The 26,742-nt window shown below is 55.9% G+C and carries 23 protein-coding genes; 11 read left to right on the top strand and 12 right to left on the bottom strand.

Annotation, left to right across the window (positions count from 1 at the left end; translation table 11 throughout):
• Positions 1–11 precede the first annotated feature (11 nt).
• On the bottom strand, positions 12–209 hold the full coding sequence (locus LOC70_RS21810; RefSeq protein ID WP_230256083.1) for a hypothetical protein: 198 nt from the start codon (positions 207–209) through the stop codon (positions 12–14).
• A gap of 8 nt (positions 210–217) precedes the next feature.
• Entirely contained in the window at positions 218–1,369 is a 1,152-nt protein-coding gene (locus LOC70_RS21805; protein WP_230256082.1) for a DUF1559 domain-containing protein, read from the bottom strand.
• Positions 1,370–1,650: 281 nt separating this feature from the next.
• Here LOC70_RS21805 and LOC70_RS21800 point away from each other — a divergent pair, with 281 nt between their 5' ends.
• The 4 genes from LOC70_RS21800 to LOC70_RS21785 all read left to right on the top strand — a co-directional run bounded on the left by LOC70_RS21800 (position 1,651) and on the right by LOC70_RS21785 (position 6,630).
• Complete coding sequence (locus LOC70_RS21800; RefSeq protein WP_230256081.1) at positions 1,651–3,522, top strand: FAD-dependent oxidoreductase; 1,872 nt, start codon at positions 1,651–1,653, stop codon at positions 3,520–3,522.
• The gene (locus LOC70_RS21795) at positions 3,522–4,607 is read left to right on the top strand and encodes a hypothetical protein (protein WP_230256080.1); all 1,086 of its coding nucleotides are present in this window, start codon (positions 3,522–3,524) and stop codon (positions 4,605–4,607) included. Before LOC70_RS21800 ends, LOC70_RS21795 begins: the two co-directional genes overlap by 1 nt.
• Positions 4,608–4,670: 63 nt before the next feature.
• Positions 4,671–5,201: a sigma-70 family RNA polymerase sigma factor gene (locus LOC70_RS21790; RefSeq protein WP_230256079.1), complete on the top strand. Its 531-nt coding sequence runs from the start codon at positions 4,671–4,673 to the stop codon at positions 5,199–5,201.
• A complete protein-coding gene (locus tag LOC70_RS21785) occupies positions 5,158–6,630 on the top strand; it encodes a FecR family protein (protein ID WP_230256078.1) in 1,473 nt (490 codons plus the stop codon). Before LOC70_RS21790 ends, LOC70_RS21785 begins: the two co-directional genes overlap by 44 nt.
• 133 nt (positions 6,631–6,763) lie before the next feature.
• On the opposite strand, the gene LOC70_RS21780 is transcribed toward LOC70_RS21785, so the two are convergent.
• Together LOC70_RS21780 and LOC70_RS21775 are read right to left on the bottom strand one after the other, a co-directional pair.
• Entirely contained in the window at positions 6,764–8,149 is a 1,386-nt protein-coding gene (locus LOC70_RS21780) for a DUF1552 domain-containing protein (protein ID WP_230256077.1), read from the bottom strand.
• 17 nt (positions 8,150–8,166) lie between these two features.
• Complete coding sequence (locus LOC70_RS21775) at positions 8,167–10,137, bottom strand: DUF1592 domain-containing protein (RefSeq protein WP_230256076.1); 1,971 nt, start codon at positions 10,135–10,137, stop codon at positions 8,167–8,169.
• Between the two features lie 150 nt (positions 10,138–10,287).
• Here LOC70_RS21775 and LOC70_RS21770 point away from each other — a divergent pair, with 150 nt between their 5' ends.
• From LOC70_RS21770 to LOC70_RS21755, 4 genes are all read left to right on the top strand, one after another.
• On the top strand, positions 10,288–11,061 hold the full coding sequence (locus LOC70_RS21770) for a PH domain-containing protein (RefSeq protein WP_230256075.1): 774 nt from the start codon (positions 10,288–10,290) through the stop codon (positions 11,059–11,061).
• Complete coding sequence (locus LOC70_RS21765; RefSeq protein WP_230256074.1) at positions 11,058–12,725, top strand: PH domain-containing protein; 1,668 nt, start codon at positions 11,058–11,060, stop codon at positions 12,723–12,725. The genes LOC70_RS21770 and LOC70_RS21765 overlap by 4 nt, the downstream gene beginning before the upstream one ends.
• Before the next feature lie 212 nt (positions 12,726–12,937).
• Complete coding sequence (locus LOC70_RS21760) at positions 12,938–13,942, top strand: ABC transporter ATP-binding protein (RefSeq protein WP_230256073.1); 1,005 nt, start codon at positions 12,938–12,940, stop codon at positions 13,940–13,942.
• Positions 13,939–15,813, top strand: coding sequence for an ATP-binding cassette domain-containing protein (locus tag LOC70_RS21755; RefSeq protein WP_230256072.1), 1,875 nt, complete (start codon positions 13,939–13,941; stop codon positions 15,811–15,813). Before LOC70_RS21760 ends, LOC70_RS21755 begins: the two co-directional genes overlap by 4 nt.
• On the opposite strand, the gene LOC70_RS21750 is transcribed toward LOC70_RS21755, so the two are convergent.
• The 5 genes from LOC70_RS21750 to LOC70_RS21730 all read right to left on the bottom strand — a co-directional run bounded on the left by LOC70_RS21750 (position 15,814) and on the right by LOC70_RS21730 (position 21,207).
• Complete coding sequence (locus tag LOC70_RS21750) at positions 15,814–16,755, bottom strand: SGNH/GDSL hydrolase family protein (protein WP_230256071.1); 942 nt, start codon at positions 16,753–16,755, stop codon at positions 15,814–15,816.
• A gap of 109 nt (positions 16,756–16,864) precedes the next feature.
• Positions 16,865–18,184: an ATP-binding protein gene (locus LOC70_RS21745; RefSeq protein ID WP_230256070.1), complete on the bottom strand. Its 1,320-nt coding sequence runs from the start codon at positions 18,182–18,184 to the stop codon at positions 16,865–16,867.
• 57 nt (positions 18,185–18,241) lie between these two features.
• Positions 18,242–18,709 (bottom strand): 6,7-dimethyl-8-ribityllumazine synthase, encoded by a 468-nt coding sequence (gene ribH, locus LOC70_RS21740; protein WP_230256069.1) that lies wholly within the window; start codon positions 18,707–18,709, stop codon positions 18,242–18,244.
• A gap of 69 nt (positions 18,710–18,778) precedes the next feature.
• Positions 18,779–20,197: a transcription termination factor Rho gene (gene rho / locus LOC70_RS21735; RefSeq protein WP_438811137.1), complete on the bottom strand. Its 1,419-nt coding sequence runs from the start codon at positions 20,195–20,197 to the stop codon at positions 18,779–18,781.
• A gap of 416 nt (positions 20,198–20,613) precedes the next feature.
• Positions 20,614–21,207 carry a DNA-3-methyladenine glycosylase family protein gene (locus tag LOC70_RS21730; RefSeq protein WP_230256068.1) on the bottom strand — a complete coding sequence of 198 codons (594 nt, stop codon included), beginning with the start codon at positions 21,205–21,207 and terminating at the stop codon, positions 20,614–20,616.
• 514 nt (positions 21,208–21,721) lie between these two features.
• Between LOC70_RS21730 and LOC70_RS21725 the strand changes: the two genes are divergently transcribed.
• The 3 genes from LOC70_RS21725 to LOC70_RS21715 all read left to right on the top strand — a co-directional run bounded on the left by LOC70_RS21725 (position 21,722) and on the right by LOC70_RS21715 (position 24,763).
• Positions 21,722–23,128: an ammonium transporter gene (locus LOC70_RS21725; RefSeq protein ID WP_230256225.1), complete on the top strand. Its 1,407-nt coding sequence runs from the start codon at positions 21,722–21,724 to the stop codon at positions 23,126–23,128.
• A 356-nt stretch (positions 23,129–23,484) separates the two neighbouring features.
• A complete protein-coding gene (locus LOC70_RS21720; RefSeq protein WP_230256067.1) occupies positions 23,485–23,832 on the top strand; it encodes a P-II family nitrogen regulator in 348 nt (115 codons plus the stop codon).
• Positions 23,833–23,908: 76 nt separating this feature from the next.
• Positions 23,909–24,763, top strand: coding sequence for a sialate O-acetylesterase (locus LOC70_RS21715; protein ID WP_230256066.1), 855 nt, complete (start codon positions 23,909–23,911; stop codon positions 24,761–24,763).
• A 65-nt stretch (positions 24,764–24,828) separates the two neighbouring features.
• Here LOC70_RS21715 and LOC70_RS21710 read toward each other — a convergent pair whose 3' ends face one another.
• The 3 genes from LOC70_RS21710 to LOC70_RS21700 form a co-directional block, all read right to left on the bottom strand.
• On the bottom strand, positions 24,829–25,227 hold the full coding sequence (locus LOC70_RS21710; RefSeq protein ID WP_230256065.1) for a cupin domain-containing protein: 399 nt from the start codon (positions 25,225–25,227) through the stop codon (positions 24,829–24,831).
• 91 nt (positions 25,228–25,318) lie between these two features.
• Positions 25,319–25,795: a ribosomal protein S18-alanine N-acetyltransferase gene (gene rimI / locus LOC70_RS21705; RefSeq protein ID WP_255712622.1), complete on the bottom strand. Its 477-nt coding sequence runs from the start codon at positions 25,793–25,795 to the stop codon at positions 25,319–25,321.
• 253 nt (positions 25,796–26,048) lie between these two features.
• Positions 26,049–26,738: a glycosyltransferase family 25 protein gene (locus LOC70_RS21700; RefSeq protein ID WP_230256063.1), complete on the bottom strand. Its 690-nt coding sequence runs from the start codon at positions 26,736–26,738 to the stop codon at positions 26,049–26,051.
• Positions 26,739–26,742: the final 4 nt, after the last annotated feature.

Raw genomic sequence — 26,742 nt, 5'->3', positions numbered from 1 at the left:
CGAACAAGCGTTCACTCGCCTTGCTTTTGACCTTCGGCGATCTCCGCTCCTTCGGCTTCGATGGCTTCCCAGTCAATCCCTTCCTCCGCGGTCAGTTTTTGCGCGTCACCACCACTTTCGGTGCATCCGGGCAAAGCCACCGCGCTGATCAACAAACCGGCTGCGACCAAGCATCGCCCCGACAACATGGTTTTGGTGTTGTTTTTCATTCGATGCATCATTCAAATCCTTCGATGGTTTCTTTGGCTGCGATGGAACCGAGTGCACCCCACAACCCGTAGGGGCTCGCTTGACCAACGTTGTTGTAGTTTTTGGAAATACTGTTTGCTTGGCGGTTCCCCGCGTCGATGGAATCCGTGACAAAACGCACGGCACCATCGGCGAGCAACACGTGCACGCCACCTTGGTGGTGACTGGCGGAACTAAAGACACCGGATTGCCACGACGTTCCCCACTGCATGGCACAGGTGGGCGAGTTCGGAGGAAGGATGGTGTTCATCCCCGTGATCATCAGGTGACAGTTCCACCAACGCCCCCCGCGAGACGTGCCGCCACTGTTCCACAACGTCACCGATTGCTCGATGAACTGAGGCCGCTGCGGATCGATGACATCGGTGCACACGGTCAGATCCGAACCCATCGAATCGTCATTGGGAAAATAAGTGCGATCAACAACCGAACCACCGACACTGCGGTCACCCATGTCCGTTTTGATTTCTGCCATCGCGATCGTATTGGACAAACCATCCAGCACATCACGAAACTTGCGAGGTGTGTGTCGCATGAACAAACCACGGAATGCGCCTCGGTCTGCCCACTGGCTGCTCGGTGGATAACCCACCCGCAAACTCGTGTCTCCGTGACAGAACGCGTAGTTCGTCATCCCGGTCCCCAATGGAGACATTCCTGGGTCGGACGGGCAACGTAGCGTCGGCGTTTGCATTTGGTACGGATCGTACTCATTCAAATCCACGTAAGGTCGCGGACCAAACGGCGGCCACTGGCCCGTGGACATCGCGTCGGTGGGCGTCTCACCGGCTTCTGGCATTAAAGGGTTGGACATCATTTCCCATAGGCCTTGCTGCTCCATGAATGGAATGAGCCCAACGTTCGCACTCAAGCCTCTCTGGGCCGCATACAAGGGACCGGTGCCGTTGGGCGGCAACCGGTTGTACGCGGCGTGATAGTTGTGCAAAGACAACCCAATTTGCTTGAAATTGTTGCTGCACGACATGCGCCGCGCGGCCTCTCGGGCGGCTTGAACGGCAGGCAACAACAACCCGACCAAAACGCCAATGATTGCGATGACGACGAGTAATTCGACGAGCGTGAACCCGCCGCGACTTTTGTGTGCATTCACAATACGCATCCTCTTGAATGAAAAGGGTTCGGATGCAGTTTTTGGGGCCGCACCCTCGACTAGATGGACAGACGCATTTTGCGTCCATGTATGTTCAAGAGGCACTGCAGGCCTGGATTGGACAAGATTCTCACCTAAAGACTCAAAAAACTTCTCTATTGAGTGTCCAAAACGGGCTCGCCAGCCCTCTTTGACAGGCGAGGCAGCGTTGACCCACGGGAGTTTTTCCCCGATTTCGTTGCCCATTCGGTCCCGACTCCACACGCCCCCAATCGATACCAGCCTCAAACATGAAAAACGAACAACTTGGACGACGCGGATTCCTGCGAGTGGTCGGCGGCGTCGGCGTGCTTTCTGCAACCGCTCCCAGTTACGCCTTCACCAAGGAACTCACCTCCCAATCGCAAAGCTCCGACACTTCCACCGGCGTGTTGGTCGAAGCCAGCCAGTTCGACGATTTGGGTGGCTGGAAGTTGGACACTCAGCACTACCAACAAATGGGCGGTTGCTACTTGCTTGCTCACGGGATGGGCACGCCGGTCCCAAACGCCACGACGAAGGTCAGCCTGCCATCGTCTGGCAAATGGAACGTTTGGGTGCGAACACGTGACTGGTGCCCAGGTGATTGGAAGAGTCCAGGACGTTTCCAAGTCCGTCTGAACGGCACGACGTTGCCGACTGAATTCGGTGCGGAAAACTCCGCGTGGCACTGGCAGTCAGGTGGATCCTTCGAAGCCAGCGGTGACAAGCAAGTTCAGATCGAACTCCAAGACCTGACGGGATTCGATGGTCGCTGCGACGCGATCTTCTTCAGCAAAGAAGCCTCTCCAGAATTGCCATCGGACGACGCCGGCGAAGTCGTTGCTTGGAAAGACCTCGTGTCCGGACGATCGACATGGAAAGTGGAAGAATCCGAGTATGACTTGGTGGTCGTCGGCGGTGGCATGTCAGGTTGCGGTGCCGCTCTGGCTGCGAAATCAAAAGGCCTTCGCGTCGCCCTCATCCAAGACCGACCAATCTTTGGCGGAAACGCGTCCGAAGAAATTCGCGTCCACACGCTGGGGATTCACGGTCATTCCTCTGACATCTTGAAAACGATTGATACCGAGCACTATCCCAACGGAAGTGCCGAAGCCAAGAAAGACCAACGCAAACGCGAAGCCACCATGGCAGCATCCGGTGTGGAGCTGTTCGCGGGACACATCGCATGCGGCCTCTCAAAGAACGATGGCAAAATCGAAACGGTCGAAGCCCGCGATGTGATCACCGGAAAACTCCGTCGCTTCAAAGCCCCCGTGTTCGTTGACGCGACCGGTGATGGCTGGCTCGGGTATTGGGCCGGAGCGGAGTACCGTGAAGGCCGCGAATCTCACAAGGAATTTGGTGAGCAATGGGACAAACACGGCGATTTGTGGAGCCCGGAAGAGGCGGACAAACGTGTGATGGGAACCTCGGTGCTATGGAATGCGGAAAAAACCAACCAGCGCAGCCAGTTCCCCGACGTGCCTTGGGCGATGCCGGTTGCCAAGGACCACGAAGCCACCGCCGGCGAATGGTACTGGGAATACTCCGACAACGACCTGGACCAAATTCGAGATGCCGAACAAATTCGCGACCACATGCTGCGTGCGATCTATGGTTCGTTCGCCAACGCGAAGCAGCATCCAAAGAACGCACCATGGAAACTGAAATGGGTCTCATTCGTCGGTGGCAAACGAGAGTCGCGGCGATTGATGGGCGATCACATCTACACCATGCAAGACGCGGCCGAACGTCGCCCCTTTGAAGATGCGGTGGTGGTCGAAGTTCGTGACATCGACACTCACTACCAAAAAACGCTGCAAGGTCACGCCGTCGACTTCCTGTCGACCGCCCTGTTCTACAAAACTGGCGGCGAATACTTTGTTCCGTTCCGAAGCCTGTATTCCAAAGACATCGACAACTTGATGATGGCCGGTCGCTGCTTCAGTTGTTCACACATCGGTCTCGCCGGCCCTCGTGTCATGAACACCTGTGCTCAGATGGGCGTCGCAACAGGCTACGCGGCGGCGTTGTGCAAAAAGTTTGACGCCTCACCTCGCGAAGTCGGTCAAAAACACATTGGCCAATTGCGTGAATGGATCGGATTCCCAACAACCGAACCCACGAAGCAAACCACCTGATGCGCCATTGGGTCAATCTCGCATTGCTGTTTCTTTTCGCCACCCTGGTTCTCACCGGGGTGGCGGTGTTTTTGCTGCCATTTTCGCAAACCACCACGCGACTTCATGTGGTATCGGGAATTGTCTGCGTCGGGTTGGTCGTCAGCCATGTGCTGGGCCGAATTCCCTACATGAAAACCATGGTGTCGTCGCGAGCCAAACCGATCGGGATATTGACGAAGCTCAGTGTCGTCCTCTTCGCCGGAATTTTATTGGCGGGATCCCTGTCCGCATGGCAACCGTCGCAGTGGGTCATGGACCAAAGTTACGAAGCCCGCAAACGTTTAGAAATTGTGCGTGCGTCTTCGTTGGCGGGTTTTGTCCACAACACCGATCACAGTCTTTGGGTTGTCCGCCAATCGAACTCCCCGAACAGCGGGCAGTTAGCGGTTCACTTGGGGTTTTCGAACTCCCTCGACAAACTTCCCGTCGCCGCGGTGTGGGCCGAATCCACGACCGGGACGATGATCGAAACGTTGTATCTGGACGAAAGCCTTGCGTATTCCGACAGCGTCGATTCGACCGCGAGCTCTGCCCCCGTTCGTCGCAGCGATGTGCTTCCCATTTGGAGACACGCTTACACCGCAGTGACGGGCATCGATCCTGATGGGAACCTCGATGGCATGACCGGCGCGACCCAAACACACCAATTCGCTTTGGATCCTTATTTGGAAACCGGCAAAGGCAACCGATTTGTGGTTTGTGTGGAGCTTAATCAACCAGCGGACCCGAACGAACATTGGACCGACTCTGAATGGGGTCAACCATCTCTGCTGTACACGGCGTTGATCGATGTAGATCGCGAAATGCCCCATGCAATTTTGGAACTGACCGGCCATGGAGTGGTCACCAGCGGCAGTCCATCCGATTCGGGCGAGGACAGCGACACCGATGCCGATGCCGATGACTCGTCTTTCCAGTCCGCCGGAACCATTCAATACGATCTCGACAGCATCACCACCGCAAGGAATCTGGTGGATTTGTTTCTCGCGAAGCTGGACCGCCCGACGAAGCTGGACCGCCCGGCCCCGGAACTTTCGCGATGACGGCTCAGCACTTTCGCGATGACGGCTCAGCCTGATGCTCAACCTCCCGCAATTTCCAATTCCATGAGCGAAACGGATCAGGACACGACCGAATTCATTCAGTTACTGACGGAACACCAGCGTCTGTTGTTCCACTACATCCACTCACTGATTCCCGCTCGCAATGATGCGGACGAGGTGTTGCAGGAAACCAATCTGGTTTTATGGCGTGAGTATCACCAATTCGAATCCGGCTCCAATTTCCGAGCCTGGGCCTGCACGGTGGCTCTGAACCAAGTTCGGGCATTCACTTCCAAGAAGCGGGCCAAGCGGCCCTGCTTTGACACCGAAACCATGATGTTGATCTCCGAACGTCAAGAACATCGCTCCGCATACTTCGATAGCCGGCTGGACGCCTTGGAAAACTGCATCCAGAAACTTCCCCCGCGGAAACGAACCTTCGTGGACCAACGGTATCGGCTGGGCTGCTCCGTCGAATCCATCGCCAACCAAATGGGATCCAGCGTGGAAGCCGTCTACAAAATGCTCCGACGAATCCGAACCACCTTGCATGACTGCGTGGATCAAACCCTATCGCAGGAAGGACTTGGCTAGCATGAACATCGAACAACGAGAACGCTATGTTTTCTTGCGTGACGCCGTCCTGGACCGAACTGCCACGCAGGACGAGATCGACGAGCTACAAACGCTGCTCGCGTCCTCCAACGAATTCTTGGATGACTACATCGAACACGCTCATCAAGAATCGAGCTTAGCCTGGGACGCACACCCCACCACTTCTCAACCGTCGATACCGGTCTCTTCCGCGCCCGATCACCCGAACTGGCTTTGGCGATACATGCCTCTGATCGCCGCGTCGCTGATCTTCATTGCCGCGGTCGGTTGGGAATGGACGACGCTTCAGCCTCAGCCCGTGGCGACGATCTTGTCATCCACCAACTGCCAATGGGGCAATGGCACTTTGCCAACTTCCGTCGGACAAGAACTCACATCCGGCCGATTGCGACTGATCTCCGGCATCGCTGAGATTCAGTTCCCCAAAGTCACCGTCAGCATGGAAGGCCCGGTCGACATTGAATTGATATCCTCCCAAAGATGCCGGCTTCATTCGGGCAGCATCGTCGGTTCAGTCGCGAAAGGCGGCGAAGGATTCGTCGTCGAAACACCACGAGCCGAAATCATCGATCGAGGCACCAAATTCGGTGTGTTTGTGGACTCGGCGGGAGACGCACGACTTGACCTGATGGAAGGCAAGATGGACGTGAAGCACTTGACCAACGGTCGCCAAATGACGTTGGATGGGTCCGGACGAGCCTATGCATCTGAACACGAGTTAGAAACGATTTCCCGCCCCACTAACCGCACGGTAACCGATCAACGCAGAACCGATCGATCCAATGGCGAATTCATTCACATCAGTTCCGCCTACGGAAACGGGGACGAGGGTGACGTCACCTCTGGACCTCGATTGGAGGGGAATGATTTTCCGAGACCCGATGACGCATTGCTGGTCAAGCACTCAGCCGAATCACCGGAATGGAATCGCAAAGCGTTCATTCGCTTTGACCTCTCGGGCGTCACTCAATCCGACATTGGCGAAGCTGAACTTCGCCTGGAGGGAATCGCGACAGGCATGGGGTATCTGTCTTTGGTGCCGGACTCGCAGTTCAAAGTGTTTGGAATTCGTCCCGAACACAACATTCCGTGGGACTCGCAAGACCTCCATCGAGAACACTTCCCCGGCCGTCGCGAAAACACCTATCAACTGGATGACAAGAAGATTGAATTGCTGGGCGAGTTCACCGTCCCACAATCCAAACCCGTGGGACAGTTCGTGCTTCAAGACGAAAGACTGAAGGACTTCATCCAGCAAGCCATTGGGTCCACGGCGACAGTGGTGATCACGCGCGTCACACCAAACGCCCCCAGCCAAAGTTACGTTCACGGGTTTGCAACGCGAACGCACCCCACGGCGAATCCGCCAATGCTGCGATTGCACGTCACACCAACGACCGCTGACTGAAGCGACTCGCGGGCCAGGCCGTGTACCGGGACTGGCCAAAGATCAGTTGTTCCGTTGGCCGCGCGACCGAGTTCGACGCGAAGCCGGCGGATGCGTGCGGCGTGATGTGGAAGACACCGAGCCAGACGCCGAATCAGGCGTCTGACAGCTCCGTCATTTCCTTTTCGCTGTCACCGAATCGTTCGAGGTCGATTCCATAGCGTTTGGCCATTGACAGATACAAATTGCAAACCGGGACTTGCCCCTTCGCAGCCAAGTGACGGCCGGGCTGAATCGTCCCTCCCCCACGTCCCGCCAGCAACAACGGCAGGTTGTCTGGATCGTGCCGGTTACCGTCGGAAAAGCTACTTCCAAACATCACCATGCTGTTGTCCAGCAATGTCGAGTCGCCTTCCTTCACGCTTTGCATCTTGCGAAGCAAGCGGGCGAATTGTTCAACGTGCCAACGGTTGATCAATTGGTACTGCTTGATCTTTTCCTCTTTGTTTTCGTGGTGCGACAACTCGTGATGGCCACCATGCACGCCGTCCAGAAACCGGAACGAACGTCCGGAAACATCGTTGGCGAACATGAACGTTGCGACGCGAGTGGAGTCCGTTTGAAACGCCAAAACCATCATGTCCAACATCAGATTGATGTGCTGACGAAAGTCGTGCGGCGTGCCACGATCGGGAATCTCCAACGCATGACCGTCCACGATACGCTCACGTTCGGCTTCGTAACGTGCTCGGTGACTCTGGTCGCGTGACGCGAATTCGATTCGTTTTTCGACCTCGCGAACTGAATCCAGGTACTCATCCATCTTGAACTGATCATCGCGGCTGAGTCCGCGGCGGATTTGACGAGCATCCTCCAACACAAAGTCCAACAAGTTGCGATAGGACTGTGCCTCGGGCGCACTGGCTTGCAACCGCTTGCCAAACAAACGCTCGTAAACCACTCGAGGATTGATGGCTTTGGCAATGGGACGTGTTGGCGACTGCCATGAGATGTGCGAACCATACAACCGCGTGTAACCGACGTTGCTATCGATTCCACTGATCACGGGATCGATCCCCAGCTCCAACGAAGGCAGGGGTGTCTCGGCACCAACCTTCGCGGCAATCAATTGGTCGATCGACACGCCGCCACTGCTAATGTCTTTTCCGGTCGTCTTCGCGACGGGCATTCCGGTAAGGAAGTTGGCGGTTTTGGCGTAGTGACCGTCGCCACCATGCGAGTGTTTCTTGTCCAAACCGGACAGTACCAAAAACTCATCCTTCAGATCAGATAGCGGCTGCAACGACGGCGACAACTCGTAGTCCGTGCCCTCCTTCGTCGGCACCCAATCATTCTCCCAAACACCATTGGGGAAATATAAAAACGCGGTCCGCAACGGAGGCTTCGGTGACTCCGACGAATCTTTCGCGGACGGAGTCTCGGATGCCCGCAGCGTTTCCGCCATCGATGCCATCCAGGGCAATCCCAACAACACACCGCTGCCGCGAAGAAAACGACGCCGAGGAATACTGGTTTTCATGATGTACCTATCGGAACTCAATCTTGAGCCGGTTTGAAATAGCGATGCCGAAACGGATAACTGGTGACGATGGTTTCCAAGACCACCACCGCACGCTGGTCGTTTTGATCCAACGCTTTGAGCGAATCATCGACCACACAACGGTCAAACTTATTGAGTGAACGCCCCAATGCGAAACCGAACAGCTTCTTCACGAAGTGTTTCTTGAATTCGCCGCTGCGTTTCAACAACAACTGTTTCAATTCCTCCGGACCTGAAAACGTTTCGCCGGACGGAAGCTTGCCGCTGGAATCAATCGCCAGCCCGTCTTGCTCAACACGCCAACGTCCGATCGCGTCAAAGTTTTCCAAACCAAAACCGATCGGATCCATTCGATTGTGGCATGCCGCACATTGAGGATCTTTGCGATGCAATTCCAATTGCTCACGCAATGTTGTCGCGTGGTTGGCTTCGGCTTCTTCCAACGCGGGCACGCCCGGTGGTGGTGGCGGAACACGACCACCCAAGACTTCTTCCAATACCCATCGTCCACGCAACACGGGGCTGGTTCGATGACCGTAGGACGAGCGTGTCAGCACAGCGGCCAGGGTGATCACGCCACCACGTCGGCGATCGGACAACGGCAATCGTTGCCACACATCCCCAAACTCTGGATCGGCGTTTGCCCAAGTCTCCTCCGCGACATCCAACCCGTAGTAAGACGCCAGCGTTTCATTGGCGTGGATCGAATCGGCGTCGATCAGTTCCATCAGCGGACGATCGTCGCGAAAGACATTCCACACCGTTCGAATGGCTTCTTCCCGCATATCCGCGGCGAGCTTCGCATCGAAGTTCGGAAACATTTTGGCATCCGGCTTCGCCTCGCCTTCGAACTGCGAAAGTCCCAACCACTGCAAACCAAAGTTCTCCCCCAGTGCCCGAGAGCGTTCGTCCGCCAGCATCCGTCGCAACTGAGCAAGGATTTGATCGTCGGCCTGCAACTCGTTCGCGTCCGCAGCATCCAACAACGCTTCGTCAGGAACAGATGACCAAATAAACAGAGCCAATCGAGTCGCCAACTGATGCGGTGTCAAAGGTTGAACGCCGCCCGCTTCTGATTCAGTTTCCACCACGAACAAGAAGTTGGGTGAAACCAGAATGGCCTTGAAAGCCTCCGCGGTTGCTTCCGGCATGTTGCGGCCCGATGCCTTGGCATGTTCCACCAAGCTCATCAAACGATCCAGTTCCGCCGATTCGATCGGGCGTCGCCAAGCTCGGCGAGCAAACCTTCGTAGTGCCGACCGGGCGGATGCGTTGCTTCCAGGTCCGTCCTCATCGACGGTGCCTAACAGACGCACCGCCAACGAAGATTCACCTCCGTGCTTCATCGCGTCGCCGATCACTTGGTTGGCAACCGCCAAATATTGTTCGATGTGCAGCGGCGACGTGAAGAGCGCATCCCCCGCCGTGTCGAATCCTTCTCCACCAGACCCATCCGACGGGATCTCCAGATTTTCGTCGACGGGAAACCCGACCAGTTCATCGATGGCATTCAGGTACTCCGTCCGCGTCAAACGACGGCTCATCACCACGCCGCGGTACCACGACTGCGTTTCCTCATTGGCGAGCTGAGAGCATTCGTCTTGTTGCGGACGCGAATCAAACCAACGATGCACCAGTGCCTTTTGTTGGTCGTTCAGTTGGGGACTGCCTTCCGGTGGCATCTCGTTCAATCGAACTCGTTTGGCCACCTCTTCCCAAACCGCGGCCCCCTTTTTCAGACGGTCGGACTCCACGTATTTCTCGAGGTCGAAACCTTGAGCGTCCGCGCCCCAATGGCACTCCGAACAAGCCTCTTCCAAAATCGGATAAATTGCTTCGTCGTATTGCTTCTGCCAAGCAACCATCGGATCATCCGCCGATTGAGCGACGCTGGGCAATGCGCTGCAGAACGCCCAACCGGTCAAAAAACCGATCGCGACGCGAGGAGACTTTTGGGCTCGGGACATGAAAGAATGCTAGGAAAGCACTTCGGTGGGGAAGTTCGCAGACAAAGTGGAATTGTCCGCAGGAGGGACAAACAGTCTAGCTCATCCCCCAATATCCTCCAACTTCGAAAAGCCCCATCGAATCAGACTTCTCTTTTCAATGAAGCGTGCATGACCTTTGACCCCCAAACGACCGACACGAGCGACCAGCCTATAGAGCACAGCGCCGCTGAGCTAAAACCGGAGGTTGGACCGGTCGCGAACACAACAGCGTCGGCTCATGCGGAAGATGTCAACACCGCGGAACTCGGCGTCGACCTTGATTCGCGAGAATTTCAGTCGCTTCCGATCGAGGCGCTGAAACTCGACCACATGATTGGAACCGTCTTGGTCGTCGGCTTGCTTCTCGCCAGCGTGATCGGATGGGGGCTGGCAACATGGATGCGAATGCTCAATTTCGATCTCACAATTTGGGCGGGTGCCGCCAACCTCGTGTTGCTCGGTTTGGCAATTTACTTCGGATGGTTCTATCCATCTGCTGCCTATGAAGCCGCCGCTTGGCGAATCAGCAACGAAGGTCTCGAGATCCGCAGTGGCGTTTGGTGGCGACATCGAATCTCGGTGCCTCATTCGCGAATGCAACATAGCGACATTGCTCAAGGCCCACTGCAACGCATGCACGGGTTGTCAACGTTGGTCGTCCATACCGCTGGAACCAAAAACTCTTCCGTGCAACTGGAGAACTTGAACAGCGAGATGGCCGAACGTTTGCGAGACGCGTTGATCAACGGTCGTCTCGAAACGCAATCCGAACAGTCGGTCATCGCTCCACCCGTTGAGCAAGCCGTCGAGCCAACCGACCAAACGCCGTCCTCAATGCCGCCATCGGAAATACCGCTGTCCGCCGATCCGGCCAGCGATGCCCCCGCAACGGATGCGTCATGAACTTGGCACCTCGTCCGCTGCATCCGGTATCGATGCTGTTTCAAACCTTCGCGATCGGCAAGCATGTCTTCCTTCCCATCGCGTTTGTGGCTTGGAACATGGCTCGCAACAGTTGGTTCGGCATGATGGGCGCCGTTGGAATGTTGCTGGTCCTGTTGCTTCTGTTTGGCGGTTTCGCTTTTCTCCACTATTGGACGTATCGCTACCAACTTCTGGGTGAAGAACTGATCGTCACCTCGGGGTTGATCTTTCGTTCGAAACGAGTGGTTCCGGTCAGCCGCATCCAAAACGTTGACTTGGTTCAGAACGTCGTTCATCGCATTTTGAAAGTCGCCGAAGTCCGCGTGGAAACTGCCAGCGGCACCGAACCCGAAGCCGTTTTGAAAGTCCTCGCATTAAAAGATGTCGACTCCCTGCGTTCACAAATCGAAGCCGCAAGAGTCTCCGCACGCTCGGCAACGGACTCTCCATCAACCGATCCACCGCAGTTCACCGATAGCCAAGCAACCGCGATGCTTGATGCGGCGGTGACAGACAGCACGCCCATCGCAGCATCCACGACGCTACTGCAGATCCCTTTGAAGTGGCTTGTCCAAGCGGGCCTGGCGAGCAATCGCGGATTCGTGATGGTCGGGATCGTTTTGGGTTTGATCTCGCAGCAATTCGGCAACAACGACCAACTGGCTCGCAAGCTTGCCAATGAGTTGACAACGCGGAACATCAATCCGGATGAACTATCGGGTTCGTGGTGGTCCTCCTGGTTGCTGTGGGTGGGCGCACTTGTGATTGCGGTGTTCGCGATTCGTCTTCTTGGGATCGCTTGGTACGTTTTGCGATTTCACGGTTACCGTTTGGAACTGCGTGACGAGAATTTTCATCTGTCGTGCGGTTTGCTGACCAAGGTTTCGGCAACCGTGCCTCGTCGACGGATTCAGTGGATCAGCATCCAAGCCTCTCCGCTGGAACGCTGGATGAAGCTGTGTTCGATCCGCATCGAGACGGCTGGCGGCGCGGGCCAACAAAACGAAAACGCGGCGACCACGGTGACTCGACGCTGGTTCATTCCCATCGTGCCTCAATCCGAAGTCCCGAGCTTGATGAAGCAATTGCGACCCGGCTTGCAATTTGACGAAGACACCTTCCATTGGCGTGGTTTGGACGACCGTGCACTTCGACGCCGCCGCCGCAAAGGGCTGTTGCGAATACAAGGTGTTGGTTTGCTGGTGGCGTTGTTCACCTTTCTCGTGACGGATCAATCGCCCTCTTGGTTACCAATTTCATCGACCTGGGGCGTGCTGCTTTTCGCGGCAATGTGTGGGCTGACCGTTGCGATTTGTCTTGCACCTTTCAGTCTTTGGCTGAACTCACGGCGGCACCGGCACTTCCAGTTCGCAGAACTGCCGACCAAGGACGGGATTGTCATTCGCGAAGGTGTTTGGACTCGGAAAACAAGCTGCACCTTCTACGATCGCATTCAGTCCATCAGCTGCGAAGAAACTCCGTTTGATCGACGCTGGAAGATGCGAACGGTTCGGATCGACACCGCCGCGGCGGGCCCCGCCAATCATGTGTACCGCTTGCCGATGTTGTCGCACGACGTTGCCGACGCTCAGTTTCGACGACTGACGCAGAAGACGTCCCAAATCGAAATGGTGTGGGATTGATCGTCGAGCAAGTCAGCCTCTCAGGTCCGCTTCGCTTCCACAACGTCATTCGTCCCGGTGGCCAGGTTGGCGACTGACGGGCCAACAAGCAAAAGGGCAATCAGACAGACAATCAAATCTCGGCAGGGTACGGTCTCGCGGGATTGTCATCTGTCCCTACAATGTTCGCTTTTGCGACCCGAGATCGCGTCTTGCCTCAGCACCAATCGCCCATGTCGATCATCGAAGTCCGTGACCTGACGAAAAACTACCGCGTTTATCAAAAACGCGAAGGCATCGGCGGCAGTATCCGCGGCTTGTTTCGACGTGAATTTCGCGAGGTCACGGCGGTCCGTGGGATCGATCTGCAAGTGGACCAGGGCGAGTTTGTCGCTTTCCTCGGCCCCAACGGCGCGGGAAAAACAACAACGTTGAAACTCCTCAGCGGTGTGATCCAGCCCACCTCCGGCTCGGCGACGGTGATGGGTTTTGTGCCTTGGGAACGCAAAGACGGTTACCGCCGTCGGTTCGCGTTGGTAATGGGGCAGAAGAACCAATTGTGGTGGGACTTGCCCGCTCGCGAATCCTATCGATTGCATCAACACATCTATGGCATCCCCGAAACGGAGTTCAAGTCTCGTTTGGACGAGATCAGTGACCTGCTCGATGTGACGCGTCTGCTGGATCAACCCGTTCGCGAATTGTCGCTGGGCGAACGCATGAAGATGGAGCTGATCGCGGCTCTGCTACACAGCCCCGAAGTGCTGTTTCTGGATGAACCGACGATCGGCTTGGACGTCATCGCACAACACAACATTCAACAGTTCCTGCGTTACTACCAAGAGAAACGCAAGATCACGATTCTACTGACCAGTCACTACATGAAGGACGTCGCGGCGCTTTGCCGGCGAGTCGTCGTGATCGCTCAAGGCACCATCCAGTACGACGGATCGCTGTCGGGCATTGTCGACAAATTCAGCGGTTACAAATTGGTCACGCTGCAATTCGCAGCGTCCGAAAACCTCACTCGCCCCGAACGGTTGGGTGAAGTCGTTGATGAGAACTGGCCAAAACTCACCTACCGCGTACCTCGCAGTGACGTTCCCAAACTGCTTGCCGAAACGTTGCGTGATCATGCGATCGAGGATGTCGTCGTGGAAGACCCACCGCTCGAAGACGTCATCGCCGACCTGTTTCGCGAATCCATGGACGAAGCCGAAAGCACAGCCACCGTATGATCACTTTGGACGATTTGACCATTGGTTTCCGTGGCCCCGCCTTGTTTGATGGCGTGTCGGCTCGGATTGAACGAGGCCAACGCATCGGTTTGCTCGGTCGCAACGGAGCCGGCAAAACAACGCTGTTGAAGATTCTGTCAGGCGATGTGACTCCGGACAACGGACAGGTCTTGCTGGACGGCAAAGTGCGTTTGGCTCGTTTGACCCAAGACGTTCCTCAAAACGTTCAGGGCAGCGTCCGCGAATTGGTCACCATGCCCGCCGAACAATTTGCGGAACTCGGCACCACGTTCCGTCTCGGCACTTCACTCGGTCCGTCCGATCACGAGACCTGGGAAAGCTGGGAGATCGAACAGAAGATTGAAGAAACGCTCACCCGCATGAATCTGGATCCCGACGTCCCGTTCGACAGCCTCAGCAGCGGCATGCGCCGACGTGTGTTGCTGGCTCGAGCCATCGCCAGCGAACCGGACATGCTGCTGCTGGACGAACCCACCAACCACTTGGACATTCCATCGATCGTTTGGTTGGAGGACTTTCTGCAGCGTTGGTCGGGCACGTTGATGTTCATCACTCACGACCGATCCTTCCTGCAATCCCTCGCGAATCGCATCTGGGAAATTGATCGCGGGCGACTGTTCGATTGGACCTGCGACTACCAAACCTTTTTGCAACGCAAAGCCGCCGCCTTAGAAGCGGAAGAAAAGCAAAACGCACTGTTCGACAAACGATTGGCCGAAGAAGAAGCCTGGATCCGCCAGGGCATCAAAGCTCGCCGCACGCGAAACGAGGGCCGAGTGCGGGCGTTGAAATCGATGCGCAACGAAGCCCGCGAGCGACGAAGTTTGGAGGGCAAGGCGAAACTCAACTTGCAAGTCGCCGAACGCAGTGGTGCATTGGTCGCCAAGATTGACGACGTTTCGTTTGCTTACCCAGACACCGACCGAACGATCGTCCGCGATTTTTCAGCCTTGATCATGCGTGGTGATAAGATCGGGATCATCGGACCCAACGGTGCCGGCAAATCGACGCTGCTGAAATTGATCCTCGGCAAACTCGAACCCACCGAAGGTTCTGTTCGATTGGGTACCAATTCCAAAATCGCTTACTTTGATCAACTGCGTGATACTCTGGACCCCGAATTGACGGTCCAAGAAAACGTGGGCGAAGGCGCGGACAAGGTGCAAGTCGGTGACACGACCAAACACATCTTGGGTTATTTGCAGGATTACCTTTTCACGCCCGAACGTGCCCGAACCCAAGTCAAGTTTCTCTCCGGGGGCGAACGCAACCGAGCCTTGTTGGCAAAGTTGATGACTCAACCGGCCAATGTCATTGTGTTGGACGAACCAACAAACGACTTGGATGCAGAAACCTTGGAACTACTGGAAGAACAACTGGTCAACTTCAATGGCACGTTGTTGATGGTCAGCCACGACCGGACGTTTCTGAACAACGTGGTCACCAGCACGCTGGCGTTTGACGATGAGTCCCATCCTGGCATTGTCAACGAATATGTCGGAGGCTACGACGAATGGGAAGCCGCTCATCAGCGCCGCCGTGATGAACTCGCCGCCCAGCAAGAAGCTCAGAAGAAAGCAAACTCGGTAGCGGCCAAGCCGAAACAGACCGAATCCGCGGACCGCCCCGCGAAGTTGTCGTACAACGAACAGCGTGAACTGAAGCAATTGCCGACCAAGATTGAAAAGTTGGAAACGGAAATCGCGACGATTCATGAAGAGATGGCCGCGCCGGAGTTCTATCAGTCCGGAGGCGATGCCATTGCGGCAAAATCCAACGCGTTGAAAGAGAAAGAGTCGGAATTGGCCGTGGCATACGAGCGTTGGGAAATGCTGGAAGCACGATCCTGATCAACGAAACGCGTCTCGCTGCGTAATGATCTCATTCAAAAACACACGACGAATCGCATCGTAGCCGCGATCGTTCGGGTCTTCGATGTTGCTGTAAAACCAGTACGTGGGGTCCGCGGAATCGTAGTGTGAACGCCAAAATTGTCGGCAGTGGGATCCGTGTCCTAAGAACGTCTCGTGAAGCGGAACGACGTGCACATGCTCGTGCCTCCCCGCGACTCGGCGAATGACTTGGTTGTACTGAGCGTGAATGGCCAAACCGTCGGGCCAATCCGGCAAGAAGATGCTGGGGGCGTCGCCAACGCCATCGGTCGGATCGTAAATGTCACCCACAAAGATCAAACATCCACCGGGGAACAACTCGGTGATCCGCGTGACCATCCGCTGCAGACGATCTTCGAACGCCTCGATCCAAGGCTGAGCTTGCTCCAAGCTTGCTCCGTACATCGCCCCTTCTTTCGGAGGTCGTCGACCGTAGCTGTGAATCAAATCGTTCCCGCCGGTCGTCACCACGATCAACCCGAATTCGTCTTCTGCGAATGGCACCAACTCTTCAAACACCACTCGCTCGTGGTCCAACGAAGTCGAACCGGAAACGGCAACATTGGTGGCCTGCAGATTGGGCAAAACAGCCGACAGGTGCTTGCCCTTCATGCCCTCAAACTCGTCCTCGGGATTCTGTCGTAAGCGTTCGAAGTACGAATGCTTTTTGGACTTTGCACCAAGACCTCGCGTGACGCTGTCACCGATGCCCAACAAATGCACTTGCCTGCTGGTCCAAACCTCATCGAATGGTTCCCGTGCAACCGATGGCCCTGCCGGGCCTTCACCCACCGGGCGTCGCAGTTTGAATTCGATATAAGCGGGCACACCAACGAAAACAACGGTTGCGATGATGAACAGCCATGTCCTTGGCTTTCGAAGCATTGATGTTGTTGTCATGAAACAGGCTCTCCGTTGGACGAGGTCTTGTATTCTACCTCATCCAATCATCGCCAATGGTCACATGAACGTTGCCCAACGACATCATGGCGTGATGTAATTCAGAGAATCATTGCGTCTCATCATCGCCGTTGATGGGTGACGTCGCTGGCATGGGCAAAAGCGATTGACGAAGTTCGATTTCAAACGAAGCTCCGCCCAATTCACTATCGGCGACGGTGACCTTGCCTCCCAACCGGCGACAGATCCGACGCACCAACGCCAGACCCAACCCCGTGCCCGGTTGCGAGTCGCCAGACAAACGCAAAAACGGTTCGAAGATGTACCGTCGCTGTTCCTCCGGAACTCCCACGCCGTCATCTTCCACCTGAAAACACACGAGGTTGGCTCGCTGTTCGATGGATACCCGCACCTGCGTCTTGGCGTATTTCCCCGCGTTGCCAATCAGGTTTCCTAGGGCGCGGACCAACCCCGCCGGATAGGTCACCAACTCGATGTCACGGTCGGGTTGGATAACAACAAACTGCACGTTCGGGTGCAACTGATCGTATTGCCCCATCGCTTCGCACGCGATTTCGTAGGCCAACACTCGCTCGCGTGGTGCCACCTGCGATTGCTCATCCACTCGCGTGTAGTTCAACAACTCCGCCACCAAGTCATCGAGTTTGTCCGTGGCTTCGTCAATCGAATCAATCCTCTGATTGCGTTTGGCCTCCGTGTCCGCCGAACGCACCAACTCCGTCGCGAATTTAATTCTTGCAAGCGGAGTTCTGAGTTCATGCGAGACCGCCTGCAACAATTCCTTTTGAGATCGCAACAACGATTCAACGCGGTCGGCCATCGTGTTGAACGCCGCGACGATTGGCAAACCTCGGCGGTGGCCCGATTCGTCGATCCGAGCCGAAAAGTCACCTTCGGCGATCGCCAGCGCGGTCCGTTCGACGCTGCGAAATTGACGAGCAATCGGACGAAGCAAAATCGCGATCGCCGTCGCCGCCAATAGCAACACACTTCCCAGACCGATCAACACATCACTGCGCCGGGGTCCTGCGAATTGAGGCAACGGCCCAAGACGCACCAATTCAGACGACTCCGGCAACGCCACCAAAATGTAGCTGCCATGCAAGATCGCTTCGCCATCGTTCAGACGTTGGTGATGAACGTCCGACAGGTTCCGATCGGATCGCTGAACAATCTTGACCGGGTAACGAAAGCGAGTCTGAACCTCCGCCACACTCTCATCCATCCGGTCTGAACCACCTGCCAGAACGGTGTCTCGCGCGAGCAACGCCCCACCGCTCAGCGCGGTCTCAATCACCGCAATGTTTTGAGCCTCGGTCGTGCCGCGGAACACGTACGCTTGAATGCCCCAAGCGATGAACAAGATCAATAACACACCGCAAAAGAATTGAATGAAAAGGCGTGTCATTCATGGTTCCTTTCAGGCACCGCTCGCTTCATTCGCCGGGACCAATTGCGAAGCGGGCTATCGCATTTTGGCTTGCAGTCGCAGCATCTCCAGCATCGCCTCGGCGGCTTCTTCCCCTTTGTTGCCCACCGTGCCGCCGCTTCGCTGGATGGCTTGTTCGACGTTGTTGCAAGTCAGCAGCCCAAATCCGACGGGGCGACCGGTACGCACGGTTTGCTCCATCAAAGTGTCGCTGACTGCGCGATTGATGTGTTCATCGTGAGTCGTCTCGCCTCGAATGACACAACCGAGTGCCACGGCACCGACAACATTGGGATGCTGAAACGCTTGCTCCACCGCCCAGCACAATTCCCACGCTCCGGGAACTCGAATGATCCACAAGTGTTCCTCCGAAACGCCCGCTTCTTTCAACGTACGAATGGATCCCTCAACCATTGCGTCACAAATGTTGGCGTTGTAGCGACTGGCAATGATCGCCACGCGACCGCTGGGCAAGGAACCAGTTGTTCCGTCGATGGTTGGCATGGAAGACTCAAGGTGGAGGGATGAAAGAAAGGCAAAACTTAATCTGCGAAAGCGTTCCACGCGACACGATCAATCGTCGACGGGAACGCTCATCAGAAACTCCGCATTGTTTTGCGTTTTCCGCAGCCGTTTCGTCAACTCCACCATCGAATCGACTGGCGAATGTTCCGCCAAATTGCGACGCAACGATTCGATCCGACGATGCTCCTCCTGATCCAACAGCATTTCTTCGCGACGGGTGCCGCTGCGGGTCAGATCGATCGCCGGCCAAACGCGTCGCGAAACAAGGTCTTGGTCGAGAACGATCTCGAGGTTGCCCGTGCCTTTGAATTCTTCGAAGATCACATCGTCCATGCGGCTTCCCGTGTCGACCAATGCAGTCGCCAGGATCGTCAACGATCCGCCTTCTTCCACTTTGCGAGCCGAACCAAAAATCGATTTGGGTTTCTGCATCGCACCCGCGTCCAAACCACCGGTCAAAAGCTTGCCGGTGGCTGATTCGGTATCACTGTTGAACGCGCGAGCCAATCGCGTGATGGAATCCAAGAAGATGACCACGTCCGTCCCCGACTCCACCATCCGCTTCGCTTTTTCGATCACCATCTGAGCGACCTGGATGTGGCGTGCTGGCGGTTCATCAAACGTGCTGCTGATCACCTCACACTGCGGCGATTGAATTTCGCGTTCCATGTCGGTGACTTCTTCTGGCCGCTCATCGATGAGCAACACCACAACGTAAGCGTTCGGGTAGTTGCTGAGCACACCACGAGCCAGGCTCTGCATCAACATGGTTTTGCCGGCACGAGGCGGACTGACGATCAATCCACGTTGACCAAACCCAATCGGAGTGAACAAGTCCACCACTCGGGTGCTGAGTTCCTGAGCTTGATGCTCGGTGACGATCCGGGTGCGAGGATGCAGCGGCGTCAGATCGTCAAACGGGGTCAATCGCTGACGCTGCATTGGATCGGCATGGTTGATCGCTTCGATCCGCAACATCGCAAAGTAGCGTTCGTTCTCTTTGGGTGGCCGAATTTGCCCTGCCACGTGCGAACCGGTATGCAACCCAAATCGACGGATCTGACTGGGCGACACGTAAATGTCATCAGGACATGACAGATAGTGGTATTGAGCGCTGCGAAGAAACCCGAACCCATCGGGCAGAATTTCCAACGTGCCCTCGCCGTACATCAGACCGTTGGCGCTCATCCGAGCCTTCAACAGCCGGAACACCAATTCCTGTCGAGGCAGCCCGGCGTATTCCTTCAGACCTTCGGTATCAGCCAGAGCCAGCAATTCATCGTGTTCGAGCTTTTGCAGATCGTTGATATTCAACGCTTGCTGAGGCGACTTGTCCTTGGATGGGATGCCCACTCGTCCACCGGCCTTCGTCACTTCACTGACGATTTCTTCCGGTAACGACAGCGGATCACGTTCCGCATCCAATTCGCGAACACGTTTGTCGACTTCTTTATCGGGGTGGCGCATGCGGCGATTGCTGCGACGACCATTGCGCGCCGGACCCGGCGTGGAGGAAGGTTCCATGAGGAGAGAACCAAATCGGTAGGACGAAAAGAGAGGAGAGACGGATGCGAGACATCCGGGTGGGGGCGACGCAAAAGCTTTCACGTCACCAACTTATCTTAAACCAACGCCTGCCCCCTGTCAGGCGGAAATGTGAGGGGGCGATGAAGATGGCGTGCCAAATGCCGCAGAACGGACGTTTCGGACAGCTGCACGCCTTAGGCAATTTGCCCGGGGGACACGCAAACGGCTCTGACTGATTTTGGCGACCGCTGCGGCATTTGCGGCAACGGCGATTCGTGTCGAACAGGTTGAGGCACGTTGATTTCAGATGGGGGAAAGAAACTCATCCAGCCGTTTCCATTTCGATGGCCCCAGCCTCAACCACCCCAGCCTCGATTGTCCAAGTACAACGCCCAAATCAGTCGAGTCGCTGTCGAACGATAGGGACGCCAAACTTCTGCACGCTCGATCACCGCATCAAAATCGGGATAGTTGCCTCCGTCCAGTTCCTCAATCCCTTTGAGCAATCCCAAATCGCCCGTTGGGAGAATGTCCCGCCGATCCAGTGCACTCATCAGATAGACATCAGCACTCCAATTGCCGACTCCCAGCAAATTGGTGAGTCGTTCTCGGACAGCCTCATCGCTCTGCAGCTTCAGCTCGTCCAGACGCAACCGATTCTCGACCACCTCGGATGCGATCGCTTGCAGATAGCGTTGCTTCTGTCGACTGACACCGCACCGCACCATCGTTTCAGATCGGACCGAAGACAGACTTCGCCCGGTGATTCGCCCGCCGGACGCTTCCCGCAGTCGCAAGAAGACAGCCTCCGCGGATCTCAGCGAAACCTTTTGCTCCAGGATGATTCGGACCAGGGTTTCCAAGCCCGCGGGCCGACTCCAGCTCGGCGGATCACCCAAACGTTGCCAAACCAAACGCAACGCCGGATCGCTTCTTGTGAGGCGTAACAAGGCCTCAGATTGATCCCCCCGCGACTGACGGTGGCTCATGCCCATTTTTTAAGCTCCGCCATTCCTCGCCTGCACAAGGGTTAAGCACCCAACTCATCAACAGAAGGCGAACGATCACCAACAAAAACTTTCTCAAACCCCGAAACCCTTTCCCACAAGCCACTTACAAACCGAAACAAAAACCAGCTTTTGCATTTGGCCCACTGTGTGCCAATAGCCCTCCTCCGAAAAGAAGTGCTTCCCAAAAGGACAACGCACGACTCACGAGCGATTACGGATGGCCCGGGCAGGAGTTGGACGGTGGACGGAGGAGTAGCACTCAGTTCGCAAAAGTTGGCGCGGTGAATGATTCGTCTCGGCAATGGGTGCCCAGGCAACAGCGTCACGACACATCAACTGTCTTTACGAGAAGGAAGACCACATGAGTTCGATCTCAGTATCAACAACACACCAGCCTGGCGGCGGATGGACGGGTATCCGCCTCGCCGGGCTCACTATCGCTCTCCTTGTGGGGATGATGGGGATCGGCGGTTCACTCGCGTCGGTAGCTTCGGCTCAGGATGAGCCAGCGGCTGCAACGGAAACTGCAGAGGTTGCCGACGCGGGTGACGCTGAAATCGTCGAGGAAGAAGCCGCCGCTGATCCAGGTGTAGGGTACGCCTTTGACAACGGGTTCTTGTTCCTTTGTGCGGTTTTGGTCCTCTTCATGCAGGCTGGCTTCGCCATGGTCGAAGTCGGGCTCAACTCCTCCAAGAACACCATCAACATTCTTTCTAAGAACTTGATGGACTTGTCAGTGGGAGCACTGCTGTTCTTTGTCATTGGGTTCGGGTTGATGTATCCCGGCAGCTACGGTGACGTGACCAACGGCTACTTCGCCTTCGGTGGCTCGGGCATCTACGACCCAAGTCCTGACCAAACATTCTCGCCGCAAGTCGATTGGTTCTTCCAAGCCGTCTTCGCCGCCACCGCCGCAACCATCGTCTCGGGTGCTGTTGCTGGCCGTATGAAATTCAACGCTTACTTGATCTACAGCGCAATCTTGACCGGTTTGATCTATCCCATCAGTGGTTACTGGAAATGGGGTGGAGGATGGTTGATGCAGTTCGGCGAATTGGTCGACGGCGAATACACCATGGGCTTTCAGGACTTTGCTGGTTCGGCTGTGGTTCACGCAGTCGGTGGTTTCGCTGGCTTGGCCGGTGCCATCTTTCTCGGCCCTCGCCTGGGTCGTTACACCGCCGAAGGCAAGAGCGTTCCATTGCCAGGTCACAATGTTGCTTTCGCCGCTCTGGGTGTGTTTATCCTGTGGGTGGGTTGGTACGGATTCAACCCTGGTAGCCAATTGGCTTTCCAGTCGGGTGCTGACATCGACGCGACTGTCTTCATCGCTGTGAACACAACCCTCGCCGCTGCTGCTGGTGTGATCGTTGCCACCATCGTTTCCTGGGGCCTGTTCGGCAAACCAGATCTGACCATGGGTCTCAACGGTGCACTGGGTGGATTGGTCGGCATCACCGCTTGCTGTGACGCCATGAGCAACACAATGTCCATCGTTGTCGGTGCCGTCGCCGGTGCTTTGGTTGTTCTCTCGATTGTTGCTTTGGACAAGATGAAAATCGACGACCCTGTCGGTGCCTTCCCTGTCCACGGCATCTGTGGCGTCTGGGGCTGCATGGCTCTCGGCATCCTGCCAAACGCTCACCTGGAATCAGGCTCGACCAGCTTCATGATTCAGTTGATCGGTACCGTTTCGATCTGTGCATGGGCCTTCATCACCATGTCGGTCGTCTTCGGTGTCCTCAAAGCTGTTGGAATGCTTCGAGTTAGCCCTCAAGAGGAGCAAGCCGGTTTGGACATCAGCGAGCACGGCATGCACGCTTACCCATCGGACGCCGTCGCTGGCGGGTCGGTGATCTAGTTCTACCCACCGCAGTGATGCCGCCGGATGTGCCGTTACCTCATCCGGCGGCGTCGCCGCGCGGTGATTTGAACTTCTCGGCTCTTGCCTGGGCCAGAAGAAGCCCCAATGGTCCGCGATGGGTGTCCGCCTCACCTGTCGCGGATCGGGGTCTTTTTTTATGCGCCGACACTGTTTCCCAACGGGTCTACGCGAAGCACATCGGATCGTCTAAATTCCTCCTTGGCGACCACGGCAACCGGCCATCGATCCACGTCAGGAGCGGACCTGAGCGGGGAACCGGGCACTGCTTTTTCAAAGCCCGCACGATCGGCCCGCTGAAAGTCGCCCGCTCGCGAATTGAATTTGAACCGTCCATGAAATTGATCATTGCCATCGTCCAGCCTTCCAAACTCGACGCCATCAAAGAGGCGCTGACACGTGTGGAGGTGCACCGGCTGACAGTGGTGGATTGCCAGGGATTCGGCCGACAACGCGGACAGACCGGATCAATGCGAGGCCGTGATTACGGCGTCAACTTGCTTCGGAAAGTCCAGTTGCAAATTGGCGTCAACGAAGAATTCGTCCAACCCACCATCGACGCCATCTTGGAAGGCGGACGCAGCGGAGACAGCGGCGAAATCGGTGACGGCAAAATCTTTGTCCTGCCCATGGACGACTGTGTCCGAATCCGCACCGGCGAGCGTGGTGGCGAAGCCATCTGAGCATCCTCGATGCCACGTCAACCAACTTCGCCGGCGTTCGATGATATGATTCCCCTTCCCCACGAAAGGAAATCCAATGTCCACAACGAAGAAACAACGCCGCGAGGCGATTTGCTTTGCCGCTTTGATGCTGGCGGTCACATGGCTCAATCACTCCGCCGCGGATGAAGCCTCGAAGGCTGACTTAGCCCAAGCCAACGCCACCGCGTCCCCTCCGCCAAACCTGCATTTATTCCTGCTCGCCGGACAATCCAACATGGCGGGTCGCGGCAACCCCTCGGCCGAAGACCAGCAACCGCATCCTCGAGTTTGGACGGTCAGCCCCGACCAGACGTGGGTCCCCGCCGCTGACCCGATTCACTTTGACAAACCTTCGCTGGTCGGTGTTGGACCAGGCAAAACATTCGGCGTGCTCTACGCCGAGGCTCACCCGGATGCCCACGTCGGATTGATCCCCTGCGCGGTCGGTGGTTCATCCATCACAACCTGGGTGCCCGATGGATTCCACGAGCCTACCCAACTGCATCCCTATGACGATTGCGTCCAGCGCGTCCGATGGGCACTTCAGTTCGGTGAACTCAAAGGCATTCTTTGGCATCAAGGCGAGTCCGATTCCAACCCAAAGAACGCTGGCGACTACCAAGCCAAGTTGGATGAATTGATCGAGCGATTCCGAACAGAATTTAAGACGCCCAAGATCCCGTTCATCGCCGGGCAACTGGGGCAATTCGAAGAACGCCCTTGGAACAAGCATCGGCTCCTGGTGAACGAGGCACACAAGACACTGCCCGATCGCATTGAAAACACAGCCTTCGTCGCATCGGACGGACTCGGCCACAAAGGCGACCAAACACACTTCTCCGCCGAAGCTGCCCGAGAATTCGGCCGCCGCTACTGGACCACCTATCAGGAACTGACGAACGACGATTGAGGCTGAACGGTCGTGAACGCAATCAACGCGAATTGTCAGCAAGTGCTCAGCTCAAGCAATTGCATTCACAACTCGGGATCATCCAGGTTGGCTTGAATCCAACGATCTGACAGATGGATGTCGGTTGTCTCCAGTTTGCCTGGACCGAGGTTGTGGTATTTGTGAGGGACGTCGGCCGGTCCCATCAAGACATCTCCTTCGCTGGCCTCGACCTTTTGATCACCGATTGTGAACAGCGCACGGCCACGGCGAACAATGAAGACCTCGTCGTAGGGATGCACGTGCCAACGCGGGCCCTCGCCAACGGTTTCGGTGCAGTAGAACAAGACGGTCAGCTTGGTCCCGAGCGTTTTGCCATCCAACGCCCCGTTCCACTGATCGGATGAAGATCCCCACTCCGATCGGGAAATGACCTGGGCCCGGCGGCCTTTCGAGTCGAGCGTTTGAAAGTTGTACGGCTCCATCGAAACTCTTTCGAAACAGCTTTGTGACCTATGAAAAAAGCCGACTCATGAAGCCGGCTTTTGTTTGCTTTGACTGTTTGCGGAAAGGCTTTCAACCAGCCATCCGCGAAATTCGGTTGTGAGGAGCCGCCAATTCTTCGGCGGTTGGCTGATAACGGAATTGCATCAGGTAGGCGTCTTCCGTCGCGTCATCATAGAAATCTCGTAGAACCGAGATCGCCTTGAATCCGAGCGACTTGAAGAACAACTGAGCCTCCAAATTTGTCTCACGCACTTCCAACATGATGCGATTGCGACGCTCTTGCGAAAGTTTGCCGAGCAGCTTTTGCATCATCGTGTTGCCGATCCCGCGTCGTCGGTAATCGCTGTGCACGGCGAAGTTCAAAATGTGCAATCGGTTCTTATGCAGTTCATAGATCATGAAGCCTGCCACACGCTCGTCACATTCAGCCACCATGCCGATGCAATTGCGTTGACGGAGGCAACGAATGAAATCGTCTTCGGACCATGCGAACTCAAAACAGTTGTTCTCAATGCCCAAGACATCCGGCATATCGCGACGAATCATCCAGCGAATATGAGCGGCTTGTCCGGTCGAATTTGGGCCAGTTTTTTGCGTGTTTTCCACGTCGGACTCCCTTCCGGTTCTGAAAAGTTCGCATCGCCGTTTGCGGGGGCCATCCTGGCTCACCGGCGATGGAGGGGAAATTAGCAGAACAGTTTGACCACACCAAGACAGAAATTCATGCGTCTTTCGATGCAACAAAACGGGAAAACCAGGCAACTTGGGACACAGGTTCAGCGATACAAAACGTCGCGTTTCACGCGGTTTCTGGATTATTGCGGTGCCACGCAACATGATCGATCGCCGTGCGAACACTGGGCATTTGGAAGTCAGGCTGAACCAATTTCGGATCATGATCGATCACGAAACTGCGGATTGACTCGGTGCAGCGAGACAATTGCCAATCCACCTCCTCTCGCATGGGCAGCAGACGATCCAAGATTGGACGTCGAAGGATGTAGCTGTGGGTGCAGGCGACCTCATTCGGCGGACAACGAACCAATTGTGGCGTCACCACGCGTTCTGGATTTTCAATCGCGGAGATTTTCGGGTTGGTCAGCCCCAAATGACAAATGTCCCAATCCACTTCGCAAGGGAATTCAATTCGCTGCATGTAGTGAAAGAAGTCTGGATGAATCGTGACATCGTCTTCCAGAATGATCACCGGCAATTCATCCGTGCCACGTCCGTAGAACTGTAAATGCGACAAGGTGCACGCCGCGCTTCCCCACAAATGCCGCAAATCAGTGCGCCAACGTCCTTGTAGTTCGCTGGGATAGCCTCGCTGAGCAAATTGCTCGCTGTCTGGTGACTTGGCACGGACGAAGGTCGCATTCCGAAAGCCTGCTCGATCCAAGTGACGTTTGACTTGCCGTCGACGATGTTCGGATGCTTCGTCCAACAAACTGATGACGAATGTCGGTGTGTCTTCGTCAATCGATTGCATCCCA

Origin of the sequence: Rhodopirellula halodulae, from assembly GCF_020966775.1 — a bacterium.
GTDB lineage: Bacteria > Planctomycetota > Planctomycetia > Pirellulales > Pirellulaceae > Rhodopirellula > Rhodopirellula halodulae.
The sequence above is the reverse complement of the archived record's forward strand: the minus strand, read 5'-3'. Positions and strand labels throughout refer to the sequence as shown.

Excerpts from the sequence above, each read along its gene's own strand:
- LOC70_RS21810 (WP_230256083.1), bottom strand. The coding sequence starts at position 209 with ATGAAAAACAACACCAAAACCATGTTGTCGGGGCGATGCTTGGTCGCA.
- LOC70_RS21805 (WP_230256082.1), bottom strand. The coding sequence starts at position 1,369 with ATGCGTATTGTGAATGCACACAAAAGTCGCGGCGGGTTCACGCTCGTC.
- LOC70_RS21800 (WP_230256081.1), top strand. The coding sequence starts at position 1,651 with ATGAAAAACGAACAACTTGGACGACGCGGATTCCTGCGAGTGGTCGGC.
- LOC70_RS21795 (WP_230256080.1), top strand. The coding sequence starts at position 3,522 with ATGCGCCATTGGGTCAATCTCGCATTGCTGTTTCTTTTCGCCACCCTG.
- LOC70_RS21790 (WP_230256079.1), top strand. The coding sequence starts at position 4,671 with ATGAGCGAAACGGATCAGGACACGACCGAATTCATTCAGTTACTGACG.
- LOC70_RS21785 (WP_230256078.1), top strand. The coding sequence starts at position 5,158 with ATGACTGCGTGGATCAAACCCTATCGCAGGAAGGACTTGGCTAGCATG.
- LOC70_RS21780 (WP_230256077.1), bottom strand. The coding sequence starts at position 8,149 with ATGAAAACCAGTATTCCTCGGCGTCGTTTTCTTCGCGGCAGCGGTGTG.
- LOC70_RS21775 (WP_230256076.1), bottom strand. The coding sequence starts at position 10,137 with ATGTCCCGAGCCCAAAAGTCTCCTCGCGTCGCGATCGGTTTTTTGACC.
- LOC70_RS21770 (WP_230256075.1), top strand. The coding sequence starts at position 10,288 with ATGACCTTTGACCCCCAAACGACCGACACGAGCGACCAGCCTATAGAG.
- LOC70_RS21765 (WP_230256074.1), top strand. The coding sequence starts at position 11,058 with ATGAACTTGGCACCTCGTCCGCTGCATCCGGTATCGATGCTGTTTCAA.
- LOC70_RS21760 (WP_230256073.1), top strand. The coding sequence starts at position 12,938 with ATGTCGATCATCGAAGTCCGTGACCTGACGAAAAACTACCGCGTTTAT.
- LOC70_RS21755 (WP_230256072.1), top strand. The coding sequence starts at position 13,939 with ATGATCACTTTGGACGATTTGACCATTGGTTTCCGTGGCCCCGCCTTG.
- LOC70_RS21750 (WP_230256071.1), bottom strand. The coding sequence starts at position 16,755 with ATGACAACAACATCAATGCTTCGAAAGCCAAGGACATGGCTGTTCATC.
- LOC70_RS21745 (WP_230256070.1), bottom strand. The coding sequence starts at position 18,184 with ATGACACGCCTTTTCATTCAATTCTTTTGCGGTGTGTTATTGATCTTG.
- ribH (WP_230256069.1), bottom strand. The coding sequence starts at position 18,709 with ATGCCAACCATCGACGGAACAACTGGTTCCTTGCCCAGCGGTCGCGTG.
- rho (WP_438811137.1), bottom strand. The coding sequence starts at position 20,197 with ATGCGCCACCCCGATAAAGAAGTCGACAAACGTGTTCGCGAATTGGAT.
- LOC70_RS21725 (WP_230256225.1), top strand. The coding sequence starts at position 21,722 with ATGATGGGGATCGGCGGTTCACTCGCGTCGGTAGCTTCGGCTCAGGAT.
- LOC70_RS21720 (WP_230256067.1), top strand. The coding sequence starts at position 23,485 with ATGAAATTGATCATTGCCATCGTCCAGCCTTCCAAACTCGACGCCATC.
- LOC70_RS21715 (WP_230256066.1), top strand. The coding sequence starts at position 23,909 with ATGTCCACAACGAAGAAACAACGCCGCGAGGCGATTTGCTTTGCCGCT.
- LOC70_RS21710 (WP_230256065.1), bottom strand. The coding sequence starts at position 25,227 with ATGGAGCCGTACAACTTTCAAACGCTCGACTCGAAAGGCCGCCGGGCC.
- rimI (WP_255712622.1), bottom strand. The coding sequence starts at position 25,795 with ATGATTCGTCGCGATATGCCGGATGTCTTGGGCATTGAGAACAACTGT.
- LOC70_RS21700 (WP_230256063.1), bottom strand. The coding sequence starts at position 26,738 with ATGCAATCGATTGACGAAGACACACCGACATTCGTCATCAGTTTGTTG.